Consider the following 22308-nt stretch of genomic DNA (forward strand, 5'->3'; position numbering starts at 1 on the left):
TGTGATAGGAAAAATGGCGTGATTTAGACAAAATAAGTATAGCTGTTATTAGGGTTACCAATATCATTTCTACTATTATGGAAGAAAAAGGGATGATCGTAAGTTTTGTAGAATACTATTTAACAGAAGAAATAATAGAGAAATCAGGATTCTCTATAGTGTAAGAAGAGGTGAATTGTTTGAGTGCATTGTTTACTAGTGAATTATTAGTTACATGTCTCTACTTGATAGGCATTATTTTTTGGATTGGAATTTACGGCAGAAAAATGATTAAAAGAAGTGCTGCTTATTCCTTTCCAATTATCCTTTTTGTTAGTGGAACAGCGATGTTAATTCTTGGAATGACTTATGTAAGAGGGTGGGCTGCAGCGGGATTCTTTACGTACGGCTTAGGAATTTTCCTGTCAAGTTTAGTTGTTTTTCTTTCCCTTGAGGTTCAAGAACGGAGAGGTTGAGTAATAAACATAATTGGGTTGACCACATTCTTGGTTGACCATTTTTGCTTTTCATGGTCTTATTATACAGTAACTAGTGAATTGTTTGTCATAAATAAAGGCTGTATCCGTAAAAATTGTGGCTTTTTAACGGAAAACGAAGTTGAACCTATTGAGTTGATTTCTACTACGGGCAAAATTTATAAATGAGAACAATAATCTATGAGAAAAGCTCCTAAATAAAAGAATGACTAGATTGTATAAGATTAGTAGCGGAGGACGCCAAGATGAAATTCAAAAAACTATTAAAAAGACTAGCAATATTCCTTCTCCTGCTAGGTATATTTATGTTCCTAAATAACACAACCCTTTTTACAAAGGATCGTAGTGGAGACCCTTTGTTACTTGCTCATCGCGGGCTTGGACAAACCTTTAGTATGGAAGGAATTGAAGGAGATACATGCACAGCCGAACGTATATTTGAACCGGAGCATCCGTACATAGAAAATACCATCCCTTCAATGGAAGCGGCATTTGATGCAGGTGCTGATATCGTGGAATTAGATATTAAGCCTACGAAAGATGGACAATTTGCTGTTTTTCATGATTGGACATTGGATTGTCGAACAGATGTAGAGGGAACAACGCAAGACTATACAATGCAAGAATTGAAAAAAGTGGACATAGGTTATGGCTACACCGCAGATAATGGCAAAACATTTCCTTTCCGTGGCAAAGGTGTAGGGTTAATGCCTTCCCTTGACGAAGTCTTATCCGATTTTCCAGAAGGGGAATTCTTAATTCATATAAAAAGTGATGATCCCGAAGAGGGAAAACAACTAGCACATTACCTTTCAAAATTATCGGAAAAGAGGTTAAGTCAATTAACTGTTTACGGAGGAGACCGACCAGTTGCTTCGTTAAAAAATCAACTTCCAGATCTTCGGGTTATGTCCAGAGCTACATTGAAAAGTTGCTTGATTCCTTATTTGGCAGGGGGATGGACAGGGCATGTTCCAGCTGCGTGCGAAAAAACGCAATTACATATTCCAGAGAAGTTTGCACGATTGATGTGGGGGTGGCCAGATAAGTTCCTCAACCGAATGGATGCTGTTGATACACGGGTAATCGTAGTAGGAGGAAACGGAAAATGGTCAGAAGGGTTTGACACCGTTGACGATATAAAACAACTTCCGGATGAGTATACTGGTGGTATTTGGACAAATCGAATTGATAGGATTGCACCGTTGTATAAAAGAGAAGGAACAGAGTGAGGGCATTGAAAAAGTCCGTTTACAGAGAAAAAGAAGGCAATGGCCTACTGCATATAGGTGTTTGCCTTCTTTAATTTTCTATATATTGATGGAAGTCTTCTGTGTTTTTAAAACGTTATTTTTTCAGCAGCCTAGGGATTAGCATCTCTCCTGTTTTTTGCTATCTTCTATATCCCTGGTGAATAAGCTGTTCTAGGAATTTCTTCATATCTCTCAGCATCCAGATTTTCAACAGAATCATCCGCTACTCCTTCAATAATACCGTTTAATCCTGTTTCAACTGCTTTAACCAGCATACCTTTTTTCTTTTGTCCCATGCTATGTGTTTGACCAGTTACTTCGAATAATACTGTACCACTACCATTTAAAGCGAAGGAACCCAATGCAGTCCCAGGGAGATCGAGCCCTTGACTGTAAAGCGTAATATTATCGAATGGTGAGTTACCCATGGATTGAATTGCATCATAAGCAGCTAAATTAAGTTGACGTGAAAAGTCATAGTTATAGTTATCGGCATATTCTGCGTATTTTTCACCTTCCACACTATTCGGATTCGGTACAAATTGCCCTGATAAGGAAAGGGTAACCGGATTATCTGTACCTTCTACATAATAAAGTCCTTGATGGTGTAAATCTACAAAAACATCCACATTGCCAAATTCCGCTTGTAAGTTTTTGTACACATCACGAACTGTCTGTGCTTCTGGAGTAATATACCAACCAGGTTGGTCAGAGGAGCCAGGAATATCTTCTGGACTAGGAATGTAATCCAGGTTTGGATTAAAGTCACGATTTACGTCAAATCCTGGTTGCGTCGTGTAATCATCGCCTTGTATGTTAGGACGGTTTTCAGCGTAGTAATAGTTCCATGATGGCTTAGCCGCATCCGCCAGTTGTGGAAAATCTTCGACGACTTCATCCCATGTCATATCGTTTCCTCTTCGGTCTAATTCCGATGCATCAGGGTTCATTTTCGGTAATACGACAAGTGTTATTTCTTCGCGGATTTCTTTGGCACTTGGCGAATTACTAGAGCCCAAATGTTGAAGAATATTCAGTAGAGCCTCTGTTCCAGTTTTTTCATTTCCATGGATTTCGCTTTCAATCAAAATTACTTTCTCTCCTGTTCCAACTCTTGCTTGATAAATATCTCGTCCTTGATTGGACTTGCCAACAACCTCAACTTCTACTCGACCTTGACTGTTTTTCTCAATTTGTTCTAGTTTATTTTGCAACTGGGCATAATCAGTAAATCCAACACTTGAGTATGTTTGTTGTTCAGGTGTGCCAGGGTGATTTCCAGCCGCAAACGTTGGAATAGCAAGGCTTGTACTGAGTGCAAGCGAACTTAGAATTGTAAGGAACTTTTTCTTTTCCATGTGACCACTCTCCATTTAATGAAAGATTAATAGATTTTAAAAATAAAAATTGTATTATAATGGACGATCATCATACTCGTAATCAACAGGACCAGGGGCAACTCGTGCATTTTCCAACGCAGGGGTATCCGGTCGTGCAATTTGATAAACTGCTGCTCCGACAATTTCAGCCACTTCTTGCAATTTTTCCTTGCTAATTTTATCTAGAGTATCATCAGGGCTATGATACCAAGGTTCAAGTGGAGCATGGATGAATAGCGCTGCAGGAATTCCTCGTTCAAAGAAAGGAACATGGTCACTGCGACCTAATTGTCCGTATTCGACAACCTCTGAAATTCTTGCACCAGCAGCTGCACCAAAGTCAGTTACTAAGTTCTTTTCGCCATCTGGTGTAAACATAATTAAGTCACCAGCATCTCGGCTACCGATCATATCTAATTGGAAATGGGCAACGGTTTTTTCGACTTCTTCTTCACTCAATGTGCTTGCATAATGGTAAGAGCCAACCAATCCTTTTTCTTCGGCACCGAATGTAACAAATCGAAGCTCTGTATCCGTAGGTGTTTTCGCCATTATTCTCGCTAATTCAAGTACTGCCGACACGCCTGATGCGTCATCGTTTGCGCCTGGTCCTCCGTGAACAGAATCATGATGTGCGCCAATCATTGTAATTTGACCAGTATCCTTATTTGGATGTGGTTTCTTTTTCGCAATAACATTGTAGGAAGTCTTATCGACATTCCCAGCATTTTCGACGTTAACAGTTGCGGTAACATTTTCGTTTTCTAAACGGTTTACTAGTTTAAGCCCATCTTCTCGTGAAATGGCAACAGCCGGGATATCTTGTCCTTCATAGGCAGAGCCGAATTGATAGCCAGTATTTCCATCGCCATTAAACATAATGACACCGACTGCCCCTTTATCTAACACATGTTGAATTTTATCGTAAAAGGAATAGGATCCCCTTTCGATTAAAGCAATTTTTCCTTCAACATCATTGCTGACTTCTTCAGTAGAACCGAGTCCAACGTATACGAGAGGTGCGGTTACATTTCCATTAACAGAACCGCTAAATGTGTGTACACCGCCATCGAACACTTGGTCATTCAATAGAATGGAAGAATCTCCACCATCCCACTCTGGAAACGTAAACGGCTGTAATTCTGTTTCGTAGCCAAGCTGCTCAAATTGGCTCTTTATGTACTGGACGGCATTGTACTCTCCTTCCGTACCTGCTTCACGGGGCTGTGCTGATAACTTAGCGATGTTATTGTACATATTGTCTACGTTGATCTTTTTAATTACTTTGTTGTCAAAAGCATGTGCTGATGGATTATCGGTTGGTTTGTTGCCCGCCTCGGCCGGTAACCCACTGGAGCTTAAAGCAAGTCCAGCAACTAATAATGCTGTAAATGTTTTACGGTACAAATAAAATTCCTCCTTCTGAGTTTTTATTAAGTCCATGCTATTATTACATTAATAGAATATTCAGTAAATTTACAATTTCCTACAAAAAACGAGTTGCCGAAGCGACAACCCAACCTATTAACCTACAAATCATTGCAAAAGGTGTCGAAATCCTATAGAAGGCGCGGAAAAATAAGGATATTTTACTGTTTTCGGTAATGGGATTTTGTAGGTGTTAGGTAGGGAGTTAGCATAAGTTAATAAAATTAATTTAATCTCAAAATGGTTTATGTGTTCGTTTTTTTGGAATACTATAAAAAAATGAAAGGGATGTTTATGACAATAATTTCTATTGAAGCAGATGGGTTTGAAGTAGAGATTCGGAAAGAAAAGAACCTTCACATGGAAGGGAAATATATCATTATTGAGTTTGAGGATGGATATCAATCTAGTTTAATGGACCAGTACGGATGGAGCAGGGAGGAGGCTGAAAATAATGTGGATAAAGTAATAGAAAAGAAGCTCAAAGAAAATGGGGGCAGTTGTGAAGTTCATTGGGAGGATAGAGAACTATTTCTTATTGAAAACCCAACCTTTTCTGTTAGCGAAGTGGCTAAGATATTCGTTACAATCTTTCCGAATTCAACAATAATGAGTAGCCAATCCAAGGGAATCATCTCAACAATCTTAAAAAAGCTGAGACGAAGTAAGGATTGATTGAAACCTATTCCATAGTACCGTTGAAGTTAATTATTGGGCGTATATTTATTACTTCCAGGAAGCTTCTTGATCGTGTTCCATGCTTTAATTGCTTCTTCACGTTTTTTTCCTTGATTTTTTGGATCAGCAAAAAAGTCACGGATAAATTGATTATATTCAAATGGAGGGGCAATTTTTTTCTTATAGGATGGGTCTTTTTTTCGCTCTTCTTCTTTATACCAAGCATCTACAACATCACGATATGTTTTTCCTACATTGTTTTTTAAATAGTTTTGAATATGGGTAGAAAAATGGAATTTAGGGCTAATCACTTCCTTAAAAAAAGCTCTTACATCTTGACTGCAACGATGGTTTTCCGTAATCACTGTATCAAGACTTAGTTTATCCTGTGTTTGTCGTTTCACATTAGCCTTTGAATTTCTAAGTGGTTTTTTTACCTCTCCTGTTCGAAGAAACGTTTCAATTCTATCTGAAATCTCTATTTTAGAACCAGATGCACTTATACCATTTTCTCTACAAAATAATTGCAATTCTTCTTTCAACCAATAAAAATTTTTAAAATCTTGAACATTACTATCTTTTGTGAGATTAGGCCTCACTGGTAACACCTCCATATATGTTTAGTTATATTTTAGAACAAACGTTCCTATTAATCAATCTAATTATATACAAATATAACCTTATCTTCCATATTTTCTAACTAGCTATAGAAATAAAGTGTGGAAGGCAAAGGCAATAGGTGAAAGGAACGGTCCCTTGTACACAACCAACCAACAAACTTTACAAAAATAGCTAAGGTTTATATGTTAGCCTTTTTGTATTTATGGTAAAATTAACCTGTAAAGTATTGGTTGTGCAAACATGGAAAGGTTGAAATGTTTAATGCTAAAGAAATTATTGGATAACAAAATTTGGTTTTGGCTCATAACAATTTCATTTTTAATCAGTATTTTGAACTTAGTAGAGTCAATTTTTTATAGCAATATCAATGTTAAAACAGTTCTCTATTTTGTAGTATCAGGGTTTTATTTTTTCATACTAGTGGATCATCGAAGAATGGAAAAGGGTGTGCAGTCTTGGAGATAACAAATTTTTGATGAATTGAACTACCCCCACTTAGCTAACGCTTGAAGTGGGGGATTCCTGCGAACACTAGTGTATCTACCAGTTTTTTAGCAGGTTAACCCCGCAGCTCCTGCGGTTATTACTCACTATCTTGTACGTTGGATTCTCCACACTCCCTACTTTTGCTTGGTTTTCGCTACTTCGGTGAGTGTGGGACGACGGAACGTTGAAGATTTTACGTTGCAGACGTTTTTCCTGCAACAACCCTATATCTTTAGTTTTCAAAGAACAACCTGCACAAGAAAATTATAGCACATACGTTCTTGTTGTTCGACAACTTTGGCTAACGTCAACTGACATTCATCCCCTCCCTACTCATTGGGCTACCGCCTTTCACATTCCTTGAGGAAGGGGGATTCTGTCGGAAGATGATAAAGAAATTGAAAGGTTTGAGCACTATTATCTTATTTGAGTCTGTTAATGCCACAAAAAAAGTTGGAAGAATACCTATTTTAGAAAACATTGATCTAGTAATACGCAGAGGAGAAAATGTAGCGATTGTTGGAGAGAATGGCTCGGGTAAAAGCAGTCTATTGAAATTAATTGCTGGCATTTATGAGCCTACAATAGGAAAAGTAAACAGAAGTACTAGAAAGATAGCTTACGTTCCTGAACATTTTCCCACAAATATCCGATTTAAAATGATGGAGTACCTACTTCTAGTTGGAGAAATGAGTGGAAGAAAAAGAAGCGATCTTATTGGCCAGATTAAGGAGTATTCAGAAATTTTCCATGTAGAAAATTACCTTGAAATGCCTTTAAAGAGTTGTTCAAAAGGGACAAAACAGAAAGTTGGTATTATACAAGCTTTAATGGCGGCTCCCGATTTAATGGTATTGGATGAGCCTTTGACGGGGCTAGATTTCTCTTCTCAACAGAAGCTATTGCATCAGCTGGAGTTGGAAAGCAACAGTACAATTGTTTTCACTGCTCACGAAAATTTACTAATAGATGGAATTGCACATCAAGTTTTCGGTTTAGAGAATGGAAAAATTACGAGGAAACAAAAGCAAAAAAGCCAACAGAAAATAATGTTAATCAAGGCATATGCTAAAAAAGCAAAGAAACATTTAGATAATAAAAACATAATCCATGCTTATTGGGAAGGCGATCACACCGTCTTCATCACAGTCGAGTCAGTATTTTCTGATACGTTACTTATACATTTAATAGAAAAAGGATTTTCTATTCATGAAGTAAAAGAAAAGAGGTAATGGATTGATTGGATTCATTAAGTATCAATTTATTAGTTACATAAGATCCTACCGGTTTATTGCTCCTGTAGCTAGTTATATAGCATGGGTTATCCTTACTTATACATATAGTGGTGTACCCATTTTAAGCAGTTACGCCACCACAAGCTTGGCGTTATTTATTATCATGACGTGGGTTAGTGTGACCGTATTTTCTTTAGAAGAAATAAGTGAAAAACATATTCTATATACTAAATTAAACCGAAAACAAACGTACATAAGAGGAAAAATTGTTATCTGTATGCTCATTACTTTCTGTTTGTTTTTGTTTGGACTTTTGTACCCACTAATAATGCAAAGCTTTGCTAGGGAAATGAATAGTGCTCATTACGGATTATCCTTCTACAGTCATGTTAGTTTAGGGGGCTTTGGTGTAGTAGTAGGGGCTTTTATTTCTGCAACCCACCTTAGTGCAAGTCGCTACTCCTGGTTACTATCTGCATTAGTTGTCACTGTTTCTATTGCTCACAATGGAATTGTAGACAAGATACCTTTATTAAAATGGGTTTTGTTAATATTCCCGCCTGTCACAAATGTACTTACCTACTTAAATGCTGGAGATCAACTCACTATTGGGGGAGCACTTTGGTTCAGTGTTTTAGGAGTATTAACTTACCTGATTGTAAGTTTCATTGTAATTGAAAAGCTGTTTATGAAATTAGAAAAATGAGTTCAAATGGAGGGATGGCTAATGGAAAAAGACACAGAAGAACAAATACTAGATGAATTAAAAAATATCAATCAATCTTTACAGTCCATCAACACGAAATTGGAGGAGAGCGAGGAAAACTCGAACCAGACTTTTTTCGGACCATTGAAATCACTTTTATTTGGGCTCTTTATTGTTGGACCTGCAATTGCTGTAGTATGGGGAATTCTTCTATTACTTGATGGTTGGGTGTTAAACTAAGTCGATGAAATTTAATTTTTGTATAGTAGGAGAGAGGTTTAATGGCAATGGCAGTAATCTTTGATATGGACGGCACATTATTTCAAACAAATAAAATATTAGAAATGGCACTGGAAGAAACGTTTACTAATTTAAGAGACAAAGGCTTGTGGAAAGAAGAGACCCCAATAGAGAACTATCGAGAAATAATGGGAGTACCTTTAAAGACAGTTTGGGAAATATTATTACCACACCATTCCGATGAAATTCGTTTTATGGCAAATGACTTCTTCCAAGATAAACTAATAGAAAATATTAAGGCAGGAAACGGGGAGCTATATCCAAATGTTCAGCAGGTACTTATGTTTTTAAAAGAGAACAATTATGCTTTATTCATTGCAAGCAACGGGCAAAAAGACTATCTAACTGCAATCACAGAGCACTATGAATTAAACAATTGGATTACGGAAACATTTAGTATCGAACAAATTCATTCGCAAAATAAAGCCGATTTAGTGAGAGAAATTTTACAAAAATATAATCTTGAAAAGGGAGCGGTAATTGGTGACAGATTATCCGATATCGATGCTGCGAAATCAAATGGTTTGGTTGCCATTGGGTGTGATTTTGACTTCGCACAAGCAAGGGAGATGAAAGAGGCTGACGTTGTAATAGAAGATTTGAATGAATTAAAAGCTATTATCTCTGACTTAAATGGCTTTTAACGTTTTGTTTTTTCGTATAGGAATGAAGTAGCCCCCTGCTTGAACGAAGAAAAGCAGGGGGCTATCTTTCGATTATTCCTTTTCACCCTCAAATAACACCTTCTGATTCCATTTCCCATACCGATAATATAAAAAGGCGATAACACTGCTAATTACAAAGCTAACACCCATTCCGTAAGCAATGCCGTTGTCACCAAACAATTTTGCAAATAAATAAGTCAGCGGATAACGGAGTACCCAGAACGAAATGATGTTCAATACTAATACTTGTATCATTGCTCCCGCTGCTCGAACGATTCCGTTTAACACGAAGTTAATGCCTAGAAACGGGTAGAAAAAGGCAATTGTTTGTAAATACTGTGTACCGAATTCGACTGCATTCTCGTCTTGGATGAAAAGTTTTACACCAAATTGCGCAAACAGTACGATAAGTAATGCAATAACAAGCATAATTGCTAAGTTATAAAACGTCGCGTAAAAAGCGATTTTGTGGACACGATTCATTTGCTTTGCACCAATGTTTTGTCCAGCCATACTGTTGACGGCAGTTCCGAGTGCCATCGCCGGAAGCATAATGACACTATCAAGACGCTGGGCAGCACCGAATCCTGCGACAACTCCTTCGCCAAACGATGTAACAACACTCATGATTGCCATCACGCCCCCAGATATTGCCATCATTTGCAAACCGGCAGGAATTCCAAGCTTTAAAATTAACAACACTTCTTCCGATTTTGGAACGGAAGGCTTTGTTAGTGGAATCAGTTTTTTGCGGATAATTAAAAACATACCGTAAAGAAATGCGGCACCTTGTGAAATAATTGTTGCATAGGCAGCGCCTTCGACTCCAAGTCCAAATGTATGAATGAACAGAGGATCCAGAATCGTGTTTAACATTACTGCTAGTAGCACAAATCGAAGCGGTGTTCGGCTGTCGCCAAGTGCTCTAAGAACAGTTCCAATAAAATTATAGCCAAATAAAAACAGGATGCCGATAAAATTAATTTGCAAGTAAGAATTTGCTTCCTGCAGCATTTCAGAAGGTGTCCCAAGTAACACTAAAATACTCTCTGAGAAAAAGAAGCCTATTAAACCAAGCCCAATCGACATGCATGTTAGTAGCACAACAAATGCATTTAAGAACGACTTTAATCCGGCTTTATCCTCCATCCCTTTTTGCTGAGAAAGAATCGTCAATGTGGCATTATTAATTCCGATAATAAAGGATAAAACTGTAAAAATGACGGTGCTAGATACAGCGATTGCACCTAAACCCGTTGCACCTAACAAATTCCCAACCCAAAGACTGTCAATGAATTGGTAGGATACTTGCAAAAGATTCGTTAATAAAATCGGGGTCGAAAATAGAAACAACTGTTTCCAAATGCTCCCCTGTGTGAAGTCTTGTTGCGACATAGAAAATCTCCTTCTCCAAACGTTTCATTTTTTTAATTTTAGCATAGTAGCAGCTAATTCTTATAGAAGATGCTCATGGAAGGGGCGATCTTTTAATCCATCTCAATTTAGATTACTTCTTGTATTTTTTCTATAATTTTACTAATCTAGGGGTATTGCTTTCTGCTAATAATTAGGTTGTCTAAAAATAATTGTTCAACGAGAGCAAGTAGTTTTAGCAGTGAAGGAGGTTTGTATGGCAAATTTTTTGGATTTTAACCTCATTGGGATGGTACTTCAATTACTGTCATGGGGGTTAATAGCATTTTTATTTTTTAGCATTTATCGAAAGGGCGAGGAGAAACCAATTATCTGGAAGGCTATCATAATTGTATTGGTCGGTTTATTTTCCTTTACATTCGGCTTTACTCTATGGGATACACCAGTAAAACTCCCGATTTTGCCGTTAGGGGTGTGGATACTTTGTTGGTGGTTTAAAAGAAAAGGGCGTTGGCAAGTTTATCGTACGTTTGCCTGGCTTGGCTTTTGGGCAAATTTTATTTTTTTGACTGCCACATTCATAACCATCCCTTTACATAATGTTTTTTATCCAAAAGATCACGTTTCTACTTATGTAAATAATATAGAAAGAAGCAGTGTTTCTGTTACGCATCGATCAGCAACAAAAGTGTTGTTAGATAAAAACAAATTAAAAACAGAAATCCCCAACATGAAAAGGAAAAGTTTTGAAGCATGGCTTGGCATCGAGAGGCTACGTTGCCTGACGGAACAAAGAAAGAGGAACGATTTCCTTTTTATCTGAGTGATACAGATCCAAAGTTTGGAAGCGGACTTTCCCCACTCATTTTTGTGGAAAAAGACGGAAAAGGATTATTAATTTCTTCAGAAGGGAAGCAATATTATTTTCGGAGTAACGAGTCATTTCTAAAGGACAAGGGGGTGGGGGAATGAGTAAACGAAAGCCGTTCCTTATAATCTTCGTGTGCTTTTTAGTATTGCTGTCTGGTCTTGTATATTGGTTCTATTACAAAGACCCAAAACCATTTCTAAAGGACAAAGCTCTTTCAAAAGAGATTACTAGTAGGATGGGACGGGTTCAGGTGAAGACGATTCAGGATAAAGTCTTTTTGGATGAGCGGCATGTTTTTGTTCCCTATGTTACCAAGAATAATAAATATGGAATGAGCTATTGGGAATGGAAAAATAACAAATGGAGATTGCTTCATGGATCGTCAACTCGGGGACCTCGATAAACCATCTATCTATCATTTTGCTTGGAATATTCATCCTAGTGATAAACTGGAATCCATCAATTTTTATTTACTAAAAGAAAGAAATTATCATATTTCAAACGGGAATCACCTATACCAACCAGGGATATTGTTAAAGCATAGCGTGGAACTTAGTGATAAAACATATGGTGTCTTGAAACTACCAGAGGAGTGGGCAAGTTATCTAGTTACTTCTAATTCATCCGAAAAAAGTACTCATCCTGACTCCATTTTGGGACGTTTTATTCCAACTCCAACGAATTACTTTGGGTGGATGCCCTCTAATGTGAATGGAAGAGAGAAGTCTTTAGACCATACATTAAATGGAAGTAGTTTTACTAGCGATGAAGTAGTGGAGCATATTATGTTTTTGAGTGAGCGGGATTTGGAAAGATACCAGTAGATTAAAAATACTCCTTTTTTAGAATGTATTAGAAAAGATTGTAACAATTTTGGGATAACTTGGACAAAACTAGCAGACTTTTTAAGCGTAACCGTGATAAACTGTTCTATAGGAATATCACGTACATCTTTTTATAAGGAAGGTCAGTTTATGTCGGAAGAAAACATTACAAGAATAACCTTAGATGAGAAAGAGCTTATTCTTATTGGCACAGCGCATGTATCTAAGCGAAGTGCTGAACAAGTAAAGGAACTTATTGAATTAGAAAGACCAGACACTGTTTGTATTGAATTAGACGAACCAAGGTATCAATCTATTGTAGAAGGTACTAGTTGGAAGGAAATGGACATCTTTAAGGTTATTAAAGAAAAGAAAGCAACACTTCTTTTAATGAATCTTATTATCTCTTCTTTTCAAAAACGATTAGCAAAACAATTTGGTATTAATCCTGGCCAAGAAATGATTCAAGGGATTGAGTCAGCGAAAGAAATAGAGGCAAATCTAGTATTAGCTGATCGGAATATCCAAGTGACTTTTGCGCGCATTTGGCATGGTGTCGGACTTGGGGGAAGAGCCAAGCTTCTAATGCAAATTATCTATAGTATTTTCGATAAAGAGGATATTACAGAAGAAGAACTGGAAAAAATGAAAAAGCAGGATATGCTTGACGCTATGCTGCAGGAATTTACGGAATCTTTTCCTAAATTAAAGGTTCCGTTGATCGATGAACGGGATCAGTATTTAGCTCAGAAAATTAAAGAAGCTCCAGGAGATAAGGTTGTTGCTGTATTAGGAGCTGCACATGTTCCTGGGATTACAAAAGAAATTAAAAAAGACCATGATTTAAAAGCATTATCTCAACGACCTGCGAAATCGAAAGCTCCTAAAATAATTGGATGGATGATCCCAATACTTATTCTTGGAATTATCGGCTATACCTTTTACGCAAACCCGGATGTTGGGGTTAATCTCACGATGAGCTGGATATTATGGAATGGAATACTCTCAGCTATTGGAGCTGCGATTGCATTTGGACACCCGCTCACGATTGTAACAGCGTTTGTTGCTGCTCCCATCACTTCGCTTTATCCGCTGATGGCTTCGGGGTGGGTAGCAGGTGTTGTCGAAGCGTTTATCCGCCGACCGAAAGTGCGGGACTTTGAAAACCTGTCAGATGCTGTTATTTCCATTAAAGGTTTATGGAGCAATAAAGTAACCCGTATCCTACTCGTTGTCGTCTTGAGCAATATAGGAAGTAGCCTAGGAACATTCCTTGGCGGAGCCGACGTTGTCCGTATGTTCATCCAAAAGATATTTTAATGCTTCACCGTAATGAGGGACGGACCTCTGAATATGCAAATCACAACAAAGAAATAGCATGGTTATTCGTATAGAAGTAACCATGCTATTTCTTTGTCTATATTCATATTAATTATTCAATCTTCATTATGCTTTCATTCATTATTTACCACACATGAATCAATTATTTTCAAGAAAGATAAGAGTAAAAGCTTTAGGAGAGATTGATTTGAAGAAAACAGTGATTATCCTCTGTCTGATGATTGTGTTCGTCCATTTTCCCTCCTATGCAAAGACAAATAACAACCCACCAGAAAAGTCGACGGAAGAATTGTATAGCGATATTTTTGTGTCGTTGCTAATGCCTCATATTGAAAAAGAAATTCATGAATTTTACTCCAATTCTCTAACAGAGCAACCAATGATTTATCCTTATATGATCGACATTGTAAAAATAAAAAGAATCGGAGAATATCGATCATTTGATTTTCTTCTATCACTCCGACTACACCCAGTGATAGGTCCACATATCACAGTAGGAGAAGATGTCATCGTTTTTCGAGTAAAGGGAGGAGGAAATGTTGAACTAAAAGAATATAAACACATAAAGGACCACAAGCTACCAAATCACTGGAAGCATATTTTAAAAGAAAATAGAAAGGAATTTAACACTTCACCGTAACGAGGGACGGACCTCTAAGTGGACCTCTGAACTTCTAGCAATGCTTTTCGTTCGCATTATTCTGTTATTTTGATAAGATGAAATTATAAAAGGGGAGGCGAAAACATTGGAAGAATACGTAGAGCATAATAAAGCGGTAAGAGCAGAACTATTAGAAAGTGTAAACGGTTTGACGGATGAGCAGCTGAACAAAGAAGTGGAAGACGGACGCTGGACAATCATGCAAGTACTTGAACACCTTTATTTAATGGAAAGAAGTATAACAAAAGCCATCCAGGGAACATTGGAAAAAGGAGAAGTTTGCCCTGTTGATGCGAAGCCGATTCATCTTTCTGTTGACCGCTCTAAAAAAGTTAACGCACCATCGTTCGTTGATCCTTCCAAAGAATCGATTACATTAGATGAAATGAAAGAGAAATTAATAGAATCCCGTAATGGACTTCTTCAAGTAGTCGGAAACACGACGAAACACGACTTAGCACAAAAATCGTATCCTCATCCTGTATTTGGGTTAGTAAGTCTTGAACAATGGGTACCGTTTATCGGTTATCACGAAAAAAGACATTTAGCTCAAATAGAAGAATTAAAAGCGAAACTATAAAACGTACGAATGCCCTGTATCTGTAACAAGAGCAGGGTGTTTTTTAGTTTAATCGGTCATTCTCGCCTGAACTTTTTTGTTCGTAAAAGATTTCAAAGCTTTTATAAAGGAAAATGTAATAGAATAAGTTAAATTATGTTAATATTTAGTCAAAAGAAGGTGGGGATAAAATGAACAACAACCTTGTTGGTAAAAAAATATACTTAAGAGAATTTGCTGAGCAAGATTGGGTAGATGTTCATCAGTATGCTTCTCAAGAAAAGGTGTCTAAATATCAGCCTTGGGGACCTAATACAGAGGAAGCTTCACAAGCCTTCGTCAATCAAGTTTTACTAGATGCAGAAGTGACTCCTCGAACTAGATTTGTTTATGCAATCATGGAAAAACTAAATGAGAAATTAATAGGTGCCGTTGAACTGAATATAAGGGACGCAGCTAATAGAAATGGTGAAATTGGTTATATCGTTCATCCTGATTTCTGGGGACTGGGAGTAGCAACAGAAGCTGCGAAACTAACGATTGAATTTGGCTTTACTACACTTCGTCTCCATCGAATATATGCGACATGTGATCCAAGAAATAGTGCCTCCTCTAAAATTTTAGAAAAACTCGGTATGACAAAAGAAGGGAAAATGCGTGAAAACCTTTTAATCAAAGATGGCTGGAGAGATTCATATTTATATAGTGTTTTAGATAGAGAGTGGGATCTTACACAGGAATATAGTTAAAAATACTGTTAGAAAAGTCGAATAGCTCTTATTTTTCTATTTATCAAAATAAAAAGGGGACGGACAATGCAAATAAGAATCTTAACGTCAAACGATGCAGAAAATTATTGGAATTTACGATTAGAAGCACTTAAAAACAACCCAGAAGCATTCGCCGCAAGTTATGAAGAGGCAATTCAACGGGAAAATCCTATAGAACAAACTGCCAATAGTCTTCATGAGGGAGACAGTTATACCTTTGGAGCCTTTAGCGGGGAAAGTTTAGTTGGAGTTGTAACATTGGTCCAAGAGAAAAAGATGAAATTGCGTCACATAGCCAATATTTTTGCCATGTATGTTACACCTAGTGCAAGAGGAACGGGAGTAGCGAAGAAATTAGTAGTAGCAGCCATTAATCAAGCCCGTGAACTAGGAGATATAGAAAAAATAAACCTATCCGTCGTATCTACTAATGAAACAGCGAAAAAACTATATGCTAGTGCTGGTTTCAAAGCATTTGGCGTAGAGGAAAAAGCGTTAAAAATTAATGAAACTTATTATGACGAAGAGCATATGGTGTTGTTTTTGTAGAGAATTTTGAATCAAGGGGCGGGGTGAGGATGAATAATTTTTGGAACAAGATTATCTACAAAGGATGGTCTCCAGTATACGATAAATTTTTTAATACGAGGAGTTTTTTACAAGCTCGAAAACAACTCTTCGAAAATATTAAATTTGCACCTGAAGAAAGTGTTCTGTTTGTTGGCGTAGGAACCGGTGCAGATTTAGAACAGGTCCAATTTAGCAGGTCTTCACTGAAAATCAAGGCAATTGATTTTTCACCCGAGATGCTTGAAATGGCAAAAAAAAGTTTCCTAATTCAATTATTGACTTTTTAGAAATGGATGCTCAACAAATGGATTTTAAGGAGAATTTCTTTGATTTCGTTGTTGCTAGTTTAATTTTATCCGTTGTTCCAGATCCAAATGCCTGCTTCCAAGAAAGTGTTCGTGTTACAAAGCTCGGTGGGAAAATAATTATTTTTGATAAATTCATCCCAAAAGGTAAAAAACTATCTCCTGCTAAAAAATTGCTACGACCTATTGTTTCCTTTTGGGGAACAGATATTGGTTTAAGCTTTGAAACCATTTTTCAAAATTATAGGCATTGCTTGATAATAGAAGAAGACGAGCCGGTTATGATGAATGGAATGTACCGAAGAATAGTTATTAGGAAAGTCGGCGAAGGGGATAAACTAAGTCCCTGTGAATGATCTTTAAAAGATATTCGTTTCTAAAAGAGGATAAAGTTCAAAATCATCATTCACATTTTGAGTAGTGACTGTTACTTGGCTGACAGTCACTACTGGCTATTTTGATGAATGTTACCAACGTATAACTATTACCTCAAATTCTGCAAACCCTTGTCTCCCATTAACAAGTCCTCCACCTTGTGATTTTCCACAAACTTATTTTTATAAAAAGATTCCAAGGAGCTGGTACGGAATACCTGGTTAGGAACCTTTTCTTAAAAAATATTTGTAACTAATTCCTACCTCAAACGATTAATCCTATGAAGCAAAAGGGGGGAGTGGTCATTTGGATAATCCAATTGCAGATGAAAAATTAATCGGCCAGATTTATGACAAGCACTTCAAAGATGTATACCAATTTTTAATTTATTTTACGGGGAAAGTAGAAGATGCCGAAGATCTAACACAGGAAGTTTTTTTACGAGTTTTAAAGTCCTATTCACACTATAATGGACAATCTACTTTGAAGACTTGGGTTTTTTCCATCGCGAAACATGTGGCGTTAGACTATCATCGCAAAAAGAAGTACTACTCTATTTTCAAAGATGGATTCTTTAAAAAGTTAGCTTCAAATGATTTAGAGCCAGCAGAAGTTGCAGAAAACAACGAGAAGAAGAGATTAGTTCGAGAGGCTATGACTACGTTAAAACCAGCATACAGAACGGTCATTATTCTTAGAGGGCTAAATGGATTATCGATCAAACAAACGGCTGAAGTTCTTGGATGTAGTGAAGAAAAAGTAAAGGTTGACTATCACCGAGCAATTAAGAAATTAAAAACGAAATTTAATATTTCTACATGGGAGGTATTAAACAATGCAAACTGAAGACAAACAAATATTCGATTTAATTAAATCTTCCTTTAATACGTCTCCCACGGAAAAATTTGAGAAAAGCACAAAATCCTTTCTTTTGCGTGAAGCTAAAAAGAGACAAAAGAAGGCACGAAATAGAAAAATGTTATTAGTGACTGCATTTTGCCTTTCTTCCATTTCACTAGCTATGTGGTTAGTTTTTTTCAATGGAGTAGATACAGTAGTAAATAAAACTTCCCAACTTTCTGCTGCTATCACAGACAACGACCCATCGGAGATAACTATTATGGAGACAGGCCCGACAATCTACTTATACCACACCCACTCTCGCGAATCATTTTTAGAAACCGTTGGTACAGACAACCCTAATTCAGCTCATCATAGAACAAGAAATATTTCCATAGTCGGTGAGCAGCTGCTGAATGAATTACAGAAAAGAGATATTAAAGCGGTTCATGAGGAAAAGGACTATATTGGACTGCTAAAGGAAAGAGGACTAGAATATTCTGATGCATATACTGTATCTAGAGCAGATGTATCAAAAGCGGTTAAAAAATACCCTGCATTAAAAATAATAGTAGACATTCACAGAGGCTCTCAGCCAAGGGATGTAACTACAATTAACATAAACGGAGAGGGCTATAGTAAAGTTGAATTCTTTGTTTCCAAGACTTCCCCTTCGTATCAAAAAACGGAAAAATTTGCAAATCTCCTTCATTCGAAACTAGAAGAGAGGCAAAAGGGAATATCAAGAGGTGTATTTATTAAAGATAGCCCAAATAACAGCACATATAATCAAGATGTATTTCCTAACTCTGTATCTATTAATATTGGTGGAGTCGGAAATACACTAGAAGAAGAAAAAAGAACTGTGGAAATATTAGCGAGTGTTTTCGAGGAAGTACTTGAAGAAATGGAATAATTTTTAGAAGAAGCCTGCATTGAATTTTGTAGGCTTTTTTCAATATACATAATTTTCATAACGGTTATATGTTATAATTTCCATAAAATAACCACCTATAAAACAACTCCCTATACTACATAAAGGGATTTAAATGAAACCAAAATGAAAGCCATTATTGGACTTCTTTCCTGCATCTCACTTGTCGCACTTTGCTCTGTTAGGTTAATAGGAGACGAACTAGATTCCAAATTTTTAGCAGTTCTACTTTTGTTTACAAGTGCTATAGGGGTTATTACCTTTTCCATCAAGTTAAAATCGTTTCGTTGAATTGGAGGAATATAATGATTATTAAAGTAATAGATTGCCATGTTCCAACTGACAAGAGGGGGCGATTTTCACATGCTCAAGAGCAGTGGAAGTCTTTAAAAACGATCGATGGTTTTTACGGTCAAATTGGAGGGTGGGATATATATAATTCAAACCGATCCATTATTATTGCTTTTTGGCGGGATCATGACTCTTATAAGGCCTTTATGGAAAATGACCACGATTTAATAACTACTCAAAATCAGCAGGATAAGACTTACAATAGTATTTCGGTGAAACTTTTTGATAAACTCCTAGATATTCAGCATCAAGATATAAAACAAGTTTTAAAAAATGGAAATGTACTCCGAATGGCAGAATGTTTTGTCCAACCAAGTAGGGAAGAGCATTTTGTTCGTATGCAAAAAGAGGTTTGGAACCCCAAAATGGCGGAATCTACTGGCATGCTCGGAGGTATATTTGCGAAGGGGGGTTCCGAACTTTACCAGTATTTAGTAGTTACACTTTGGGACGAATTATCGAGTCATCATACATATAAAACAAATGATGTTCCTTGGCTTATCGAAAAAAGCCAAGTAAAAAAAGATACACGGGAGATTTACGGTGGACTTGTCTTACTTGAAATGAAATGGAAAGTTGATACCTCACCATTTAAAGGAGAAACGAATATATGAGTATTTTAAAAAGACCATTATCCATTTGTACTATTGCCATTATTGGTTCCTTCGTATTAATAGCACTTTTTCAAGAAACAGAGAAAATAATATTATCTACATGGCTGATCTTGCTGTCATGGTTTATAGCCGTCACTATGCATGAGTTGGGACATGTTGTATTTGGGATTCTTAACGGATTAACCTTTCAATTTGTAGCTGTTGGTCCTTTCACAATTAGCAAAGAAAAGAATAAACTGCGCTTCACTGAAAACAAGCAATGGATGTATGCGGGGGGTGTGACTCTATTTACTCCGCCATCGCTACATACTCCAAACTTGGCTAAAAAATGGGGAATGCTCGTATTAGGGGGCCCTTTCGTTAGTTTCATTAGTTTTTTACTTTCTTTTGGAGTTTATCAATTTATCGACATCGCATTTTTGCAGTTCCTTGTTGTGTTTCATTTGCTTATATTCATTATGACTAGTATTCCATTGAAAATGGGGACCATGAACACTGACGGACTCACGATGCTTACCTTATGGAAAAATGATGAAAAATCCAGAACGTTACTACACAATATTTTCGTGAATCGAGAATTGTTTAGTGAGGAGAGACCTAGAAATTGGAGCACGGAATTGACAGACATAAGTAGAAGCAATATTAGCAAAGTAAGGAATAATGCTAGTTTCGATACAATGTTTCTTTTTTATGCGGAAAGTGATAAATATGGAAGGAAGCATGCAGCGAAATATTTAGAGCCAATGCTGAAGGTAGTTCCGAAAAAAGAAGAAAAGTATATGATTGGAGCTTTTCATAGTTTATATTTACTCCATCAGTTTTTAGATAACGAAGAAAATAATAAGGAGAGGCTAATTTACCATCTTCCTTATATAACGAGACTTGATTTATTTTCCTATTATAGATCTGTGGCGATTGTAAAATATTTAGAAGGCCAGGAAATAGAAAGCCAAAAATATTTGGCGAAAGCGGAAAAGGAAATAAAAAATCCAAATCAATCACTTGGTTTTTTACAGTTAGAAAGGGAATGGTTTGAAGAGTTAAAAGCACGGATGGCCTCTGCTTGAAATCGTAATATACATAATATAATTATTGCAAACTCTAAAAATGAAACTTGCTTCTTTCTCTTTCGTAAATAGAATAGAAATACTATCCGTCCCTAGAAAAACACTAAATAAGCAATAACCTTTATCGGGGTAAAGCGTTAAAATGGTGAGGGACGGACCTAAAAAGCGAATGGTTCGAAAGAGGTGGACGAAAGTGAAAGTTGGACTTATCAGGCATTTCAAAGTAACAAGAGGATATCCTAATAAATTAGTTGCAGGGGATGAACTGATGAAGTGGGTGAAAGAATACGATGGATCGAGTGTAGAAGAAACTGATATTGAACTGCACGATATAGAATGGAAAAGGTGTTTCTCCAGTGACTTGTCGAGAGCCAAAACGACAGCAGAAAAAGCATTTCATGGGAAAATCATTTATACGGAGGATCTAAGAGAAATGGCGATTATACCATTATTTCGTGAGAGCATCCGATTGCCACTTTTTTTGCATTTACTGATGGTCAGAGTAGCATGGCTATTTAATCACCCATCACAACCAGAAAGTAAAAAGGAAGTACTCGAGCGAATTAACAAAACGCTAGATAATATACTAGAATCAGACGAAGATGTTCTTATTGTCGGGCATGGTGGTATCATGATTTTTATGAGAAAAGCGTTACGGAAAAGGGGATTTAAAGGGCCTAAATTTAGAAGACCGGAAAATGCAAAACTTTATATTTTTGAGAATTAATCCAGATTCATCTAAGTTAGAAGAGAGAACTTCGTACAACGCTATAGTCCTCCAAAAATGCTAATGATAAAATAAAAACTGTGTAATTTTACTCAGAAAATAAACGACGATGAAGGGACACCTTATGAATACATACTACAACTTAATACACAATGAACTAGAAAAACAATTTTCCAAAACAAGAATCTGGATTTTTCTCGGTCTGATTTTACTTATTAATTTTCTTGGTTCCTTAGCAGTTTATTTACTGTTTAACGATATTTCATTTAATTACTGGGAATTCCTCCACATAACATCTAATTTTCTTGTCGTCACACAAATGTTTGCGGTTATTGTTGCTAGTGATATCATATCTAATGAATTTTCTTCAGGAACGATCAAACTTTTACTTATACGTCCGGTAAGCAGAATAAAAGTCTTACTGTCTAAATATAGTGCGGTTCTTTTACTAGTAACATTTTTCACTTTTATTTCTTTTGCGTTTACAGCAATTATTGGCATGTTCTTTTATTTTGAATCAATCTTTGGATTTAATCAAAATATGGTGCCGATGGTCGTGAGTTATTTCTGCAAATGGGTGGAAATAGTAATTTACTGCTCTTTAGGTTTCGGAATATCTGTCGTAACGAGGCACAGCTCCATCTCAATGGCTATTACGCTTTTTTTGACTTTTTCATCGAGTACATTGCTCATCGTAATGGAGGAAATGAACATAACGTGGGGAAAGTATCTTTTTATTGCCAACGCTAACTTAAATCAATATTTTTTTGAGCAACCTCCTTTTGAAGGAATGACTTTTAGTTCTTCTGTGTACAATTTATTAATGCATTTCGTACTGTTTTTGGGTGTAACAGTGTATTCTTTCAAACACAGGGATATTGAGGTTTAATATAAGCGG

General features: G+C 36.7%; 25 protein-coding genes and 1 pseudogene. 22 read left to right on the top strand and 4 right to left on the bottom strand.

What is annotated here, in order from left to right; translation table 11 throughout:
* The first annotated feature begins 179 nt into the window (after positions 1 to 179).
* Entirely contained in the window at positions 180 to 455 is a 276-nt protein-coding gene (locus ACFSUL_RS14880; protein WP_377936693.1) for a hypothetical protein, read from the top strand.
* Between the two features lie 266 nt (positions 456 to 721).
* Positions 722 to 1708: a glycerophosphodiester phosphodiesterase family protein gene (locus ACFSUL_RS14885; protein WP_377936695.1), complete on the top strand. Its 987-nt coding sequence runs from the start codon at positions 722 to 724 to the stop codon at positions 1706 to 1708.
* A 167-nt stretch (positions 1709 to 1875) separates the two neighbouring features.
* On the opposite strand, the gene ACFSUL_RS14890 is transcribed toward ACFSUL_RS14885, so the two are convergent.
* Positions 1876 to 3087 (bottom strand): M14 family zinc carboxypeptidase, encoded by a 1212-nt coding sequence (locus tag ACFSUL_RS14890; protein WP_377936697.1) that lies wholly within the window; start codon positions 3085 to 3087, stop codon positions 1876 to 1878.
* A 54-nt stretch (positions 3088 to 3141) separates the two neighbouring features.
* Positions 3142 to 4515 carry a M28 family peptidase gene (locus ACFSUL_RS14895; protein ID WP_377936699.1) on the bottom strand — a complete coding sequence of 458 codons (1374 nt, stop codon included), beginning with the start codon at positions 4513 to 4515 and terminating at the stop codon, positions 3142 to 3144.
* Positions 4516 to 4830: 315 nt separating this feature from the next.
* Between ACFSUL_RS14895 and ACFSUL_RS14900 the strand changes: the two genes are divergently transcribed.
* Positions 4831 to 5211, top strand: a complete 381-nt coding sequence (locus tag ACFSUL_RS14900) for a hypothetical protein (protein ID WP_377936701.1) — start codon at positions 4831 to 4833, stop codon at positions 5209 to 5211.
* Between the two features lie 29 nt (positions 5212 to 5240).
* On the opposite strand, the gene ACFSUL_RS14905 is transcribed toward ACFSUL_RS14900, so the two are convergent.
* Positions 5241 to 5813, bottom strand: a complete 573-nt coding sequence (locus tag ACFSUL_RS14905; protein ID WP_377936703.1) for a DUF6434 domain-containing protein — start codon at positions 5811 to 5813, stop codon at positions 5241 to 5243.
* An 894-nt stretch (positions 5814 to 6707) separates the two neighbouring features.
* Here ACFSUL_RS14905 and ACFSUL_RS14910 point away from each other — a divergent pair.
* From ACFSUL_RS14910 to ACFSUL_RS14925, 4 genes are read left to right on the top strand one after another with little or no spacing between them, the layout of a single operon-like run.
* Positions 6708 to 7553, top strand: coding sequence for an ATP-binding cassette domain-containing protein (locus tag ACFSUL_RS14910; protein WP_377936705.1), 846 nt, complete (start codon positions 6708 to 6710; stop codon positions 7551 to 7553).
* Between the two features lie 4 nt (positions 7554 to 7557).
* Positions 7558 to 8262 carry a hypothetical protein gene (locus tag ACFSUL_RS14915; protein ID WP_377936707.1) on the top strand — a complete coding sequence of 235 codons (705 nt, stop codon included), beginning with the start codon at positions 7558 to 7560 and terminating at the stop codon, positions 8260 to 8262.
* A 21-nt stretch (positions 8263 to 8283) separates the two neighbouring features.
* Positions 8284 to 8502, top strand: a complete 219-nt coding sequence (locus ACFSUL_RS14920; protein ID WP_377936709.1) for a hypothetical protein — start codon at positions 8284 to 8286, stop codon at positions 8500 to 8502.
* 41 nt (positions 8503 to 8543) lie between these two features.
* Positions 8544 to 9206, top strand: a complete 663-nt coding sequence (locus ACFSUL_RS14925) for an HAD hydrolase-like protein (protein WP_377936711.1) — start codon at positions 8544 to 8546, stop codon at positions 9204 to 9206.
* A gap of 72 nt (positions 9207 to 9278) precedes the next feature.
* On the opposite strand, the gene ACFSUL_RS14930 is transcribed toward ACFSUL_RS14925, so the two are convergent.
* Positions 9279 to 10622 carry an MATE family efflux transporter gene (locus ACFSUL_RS14930; RefSeq protein ID WP_377936713.1) on the bottom strand — a complete coding sequence of 448 codons (1344 nt, stop codon included), beginning with the start codon at positions 10620 to 10622 and terminating at the stop codon, positions 9279 to 9281.
* Positions 10623 to 10857: 235 nt separating this feature from the next.
* On the opposite strand from ACFSUL_RS14930, the gene ACFSUL_RS14935 reads away from it, so the two are divergent.
* The 15 genes and pseudogenes from ACFSUL_RS14935 (at position 10858) to ACFSUL_RS15005 (ending at position 22299) form a co-directional block, all read left to right on the top strand.
* Positions 10858 to 11424, top strand: a complete 567-nt coding sequence (locus tag ACFSUL_RS14935) for a hypothetical protein (RefSeq protein WP_377936715.1) — start codon at positions 10858 to 10860, stop codon at positions 11422 to 11424.
* Positions 11425 to 11569: 145 nt separating this feature from the next.
* The gene (locus tag ACFSUL_RS14940) at positions 11570 to 11875 is read left to right on the top strand and encodes a hypothetical protein (protein WP_377936717.1); all 306 of its coding nucleotides are present in this window, start codon (positions 11570 to 11572) and stop codon (positions 11873 to 11875) included.
* Positions 11847 to 12296, top strand: coding sequence for a hypothetical protein (locus tag ACFSUL_RS14945; protein WP_377936719.1), 450 nt, complete (start codon positions 11847 to 11849; stop codon positions 12294 to 12296). Before ACFSUL_RS14940 ends, ACFSUL_RS14945 begins: the two co-directional genes overlap by 29 nt.
* Positions 12297 to 12446: 150 nt before the next feature.
* On the top strand, positions 12447 to 13616 hold the full coding sequence (locus tag ACFSUL_RS14950) for a TraB/GumN family protein (protein ID WP_377936721.1): 1170 nt from the start codon (positions 12447 to 12449) through the stop codon (positions 13614 to 13616).
* 208 nt (positions 13617 to 13824) lie between these two features.
* Positions 13825 to 14277 (top strand): DUF3888 domain-containing protein, encoded by a 453-nt coding sequence (locus tag ACFSUL_RS14955; RefSeq protein ID WP_377936723.1) that lies wholly within the window; start codon positions 13825 to 13827, stop codon positions 14275 to 14277.
* A gap of 106 nt (positions 14278 to 14383) precedes the next feature.
* Positions 14384 to 14878 carry a DinB family protein gene (locus tag ACFSUL_RS14960; protein ID WP_377936725.1) on the top strand — a complete coding sequence of 165 codons (495 nt, stop codon included), beginning with the start codon at positions 14384 to 14386 and terminating at the stop codon, positions 14876 to 14878.
* Positions 14879 to 15048: 170 nt separating this feature from the next.
* Positions 15049 to 15606 carry a GNAT family N-acetyltransferase gene (locus tag ACFSUL_RS14965; RefSeq protein ID WP_377936727.1) on the top strand — a complete coding sequence of 186 codons (558 nt, stop codon included), beginning with the start codon at positions 15049 to 15051 and terminating at the stop codon, positions 15604 to 15606.
* 66 nt (positions 15607 to 15672) lie between these two features.
* Positions 15673 to 16176: a GNAT family N-acetyltransferase gene (locus ACFSUL_RS14970; RefSeq protein ID WP_377936729.1), complete on the top strand. Its 504-nt coding sequence runs from the start codon at positions 15673 to 15675 to the stop codon at positions 16174 to 16176.
* A 29-nt stretch (positions 16177 to 16205) separates the two neighbouring features.
* A pseudogene (locus ACFSUL_RS14975) lies at positions 16206 to 16858 on the top strand (class I SAM-dependent methyltransferase).
* Positions 16859 to 17183: 325 nt separating this feature from the next.
* Positions 17184 to 17723: an RNA polymerase sigma factor gene (locus tag ACFSUL_RS14980; RefSeq protein WP_377936731.1), complete on the top strand. Its 540-nt coding sequence runs from the start codon at positions 17184 to 17186 to the stop codon at positions 17721 to 17723.
* Positions 17713 to 18633 carry a stage II sporulation protein P gene (spoIIP, locus tag ACFSUL_RS14985; protein WP_377936733.1) on the top strand — a complete coding sequence of 307 codons (921 nt, stop codon included), beginning with the start codon at positions 17713 to 17715 and terminating at the stop codon, positions 18631 to 18633. Before ACFSUL_RS14980 ends, spoIIP begins: the two co-directional genes overlap by 11 nt.
* 323 nt (positions 18634 to 18956) lie before the next feature.
* The gene (locus tag ACFSUL_RS14990) at positions 18957 to 19616 is read left to right on the top strand and encodes a DUF4937 domain-containing protein (RefSeq protein ID WP_377936735.1); all 660 of its coding nucleotides are present in this window, start codon (positions 18957 to 18959) and stop codon (positions 19614 to 19616) included.
* Complete coding sequence (locus tag ACFSUL_RS14995; RefSeq protein WP_377936737.1) at positions 19613 to 20683, top strand: M50 family metallopeptidase; 1071 nt, start codon at positions 19613 to 19615, stop codon at positions 20681 to 20683. The genes ACFSUL_RS14990 and ACFSUL_RS14995 overlap by 4 nt, the downstream gene beginning before the upstream one ends.
* A gap of 193 nt (positions 20684 to 20876) precedes the next feature.
* Complete coding sequence (locus tag ACFSUL_RS15000) at positions 20877 to 21410, top strand: histidine phosphatase family protein (protein WP_377936739.1); 534 nt, start codon at positions 20877 to 20879, stop codon at positions 21408 to 21410.
* A gap of 124 nt (positions 21411 to 21534) precedes the next feature.
* On the top strand, positions 21535 to 22299 hold the full coding sequence (locus ACFSUL_RS15005) for an ABC transporter permease (protein ID WP_377936741.1): 765 nt from the start codon (positions 21535 to 21537) through the stop codon (positions 22297 to 22299).
* Positions 22300 to 22308: the final 9 nt, after the last annotated feature.

It is taken from the genome of Bacillus seohaeanensis (assembly GCF_042684945.1).
Taxonomy (GTDB): domain Bacteria; phylum Bacillota; class Bacilli; order Bacillales; family Bacillaceae_B; genus Rossellomorea; species Rossellomorea seohaeanensis.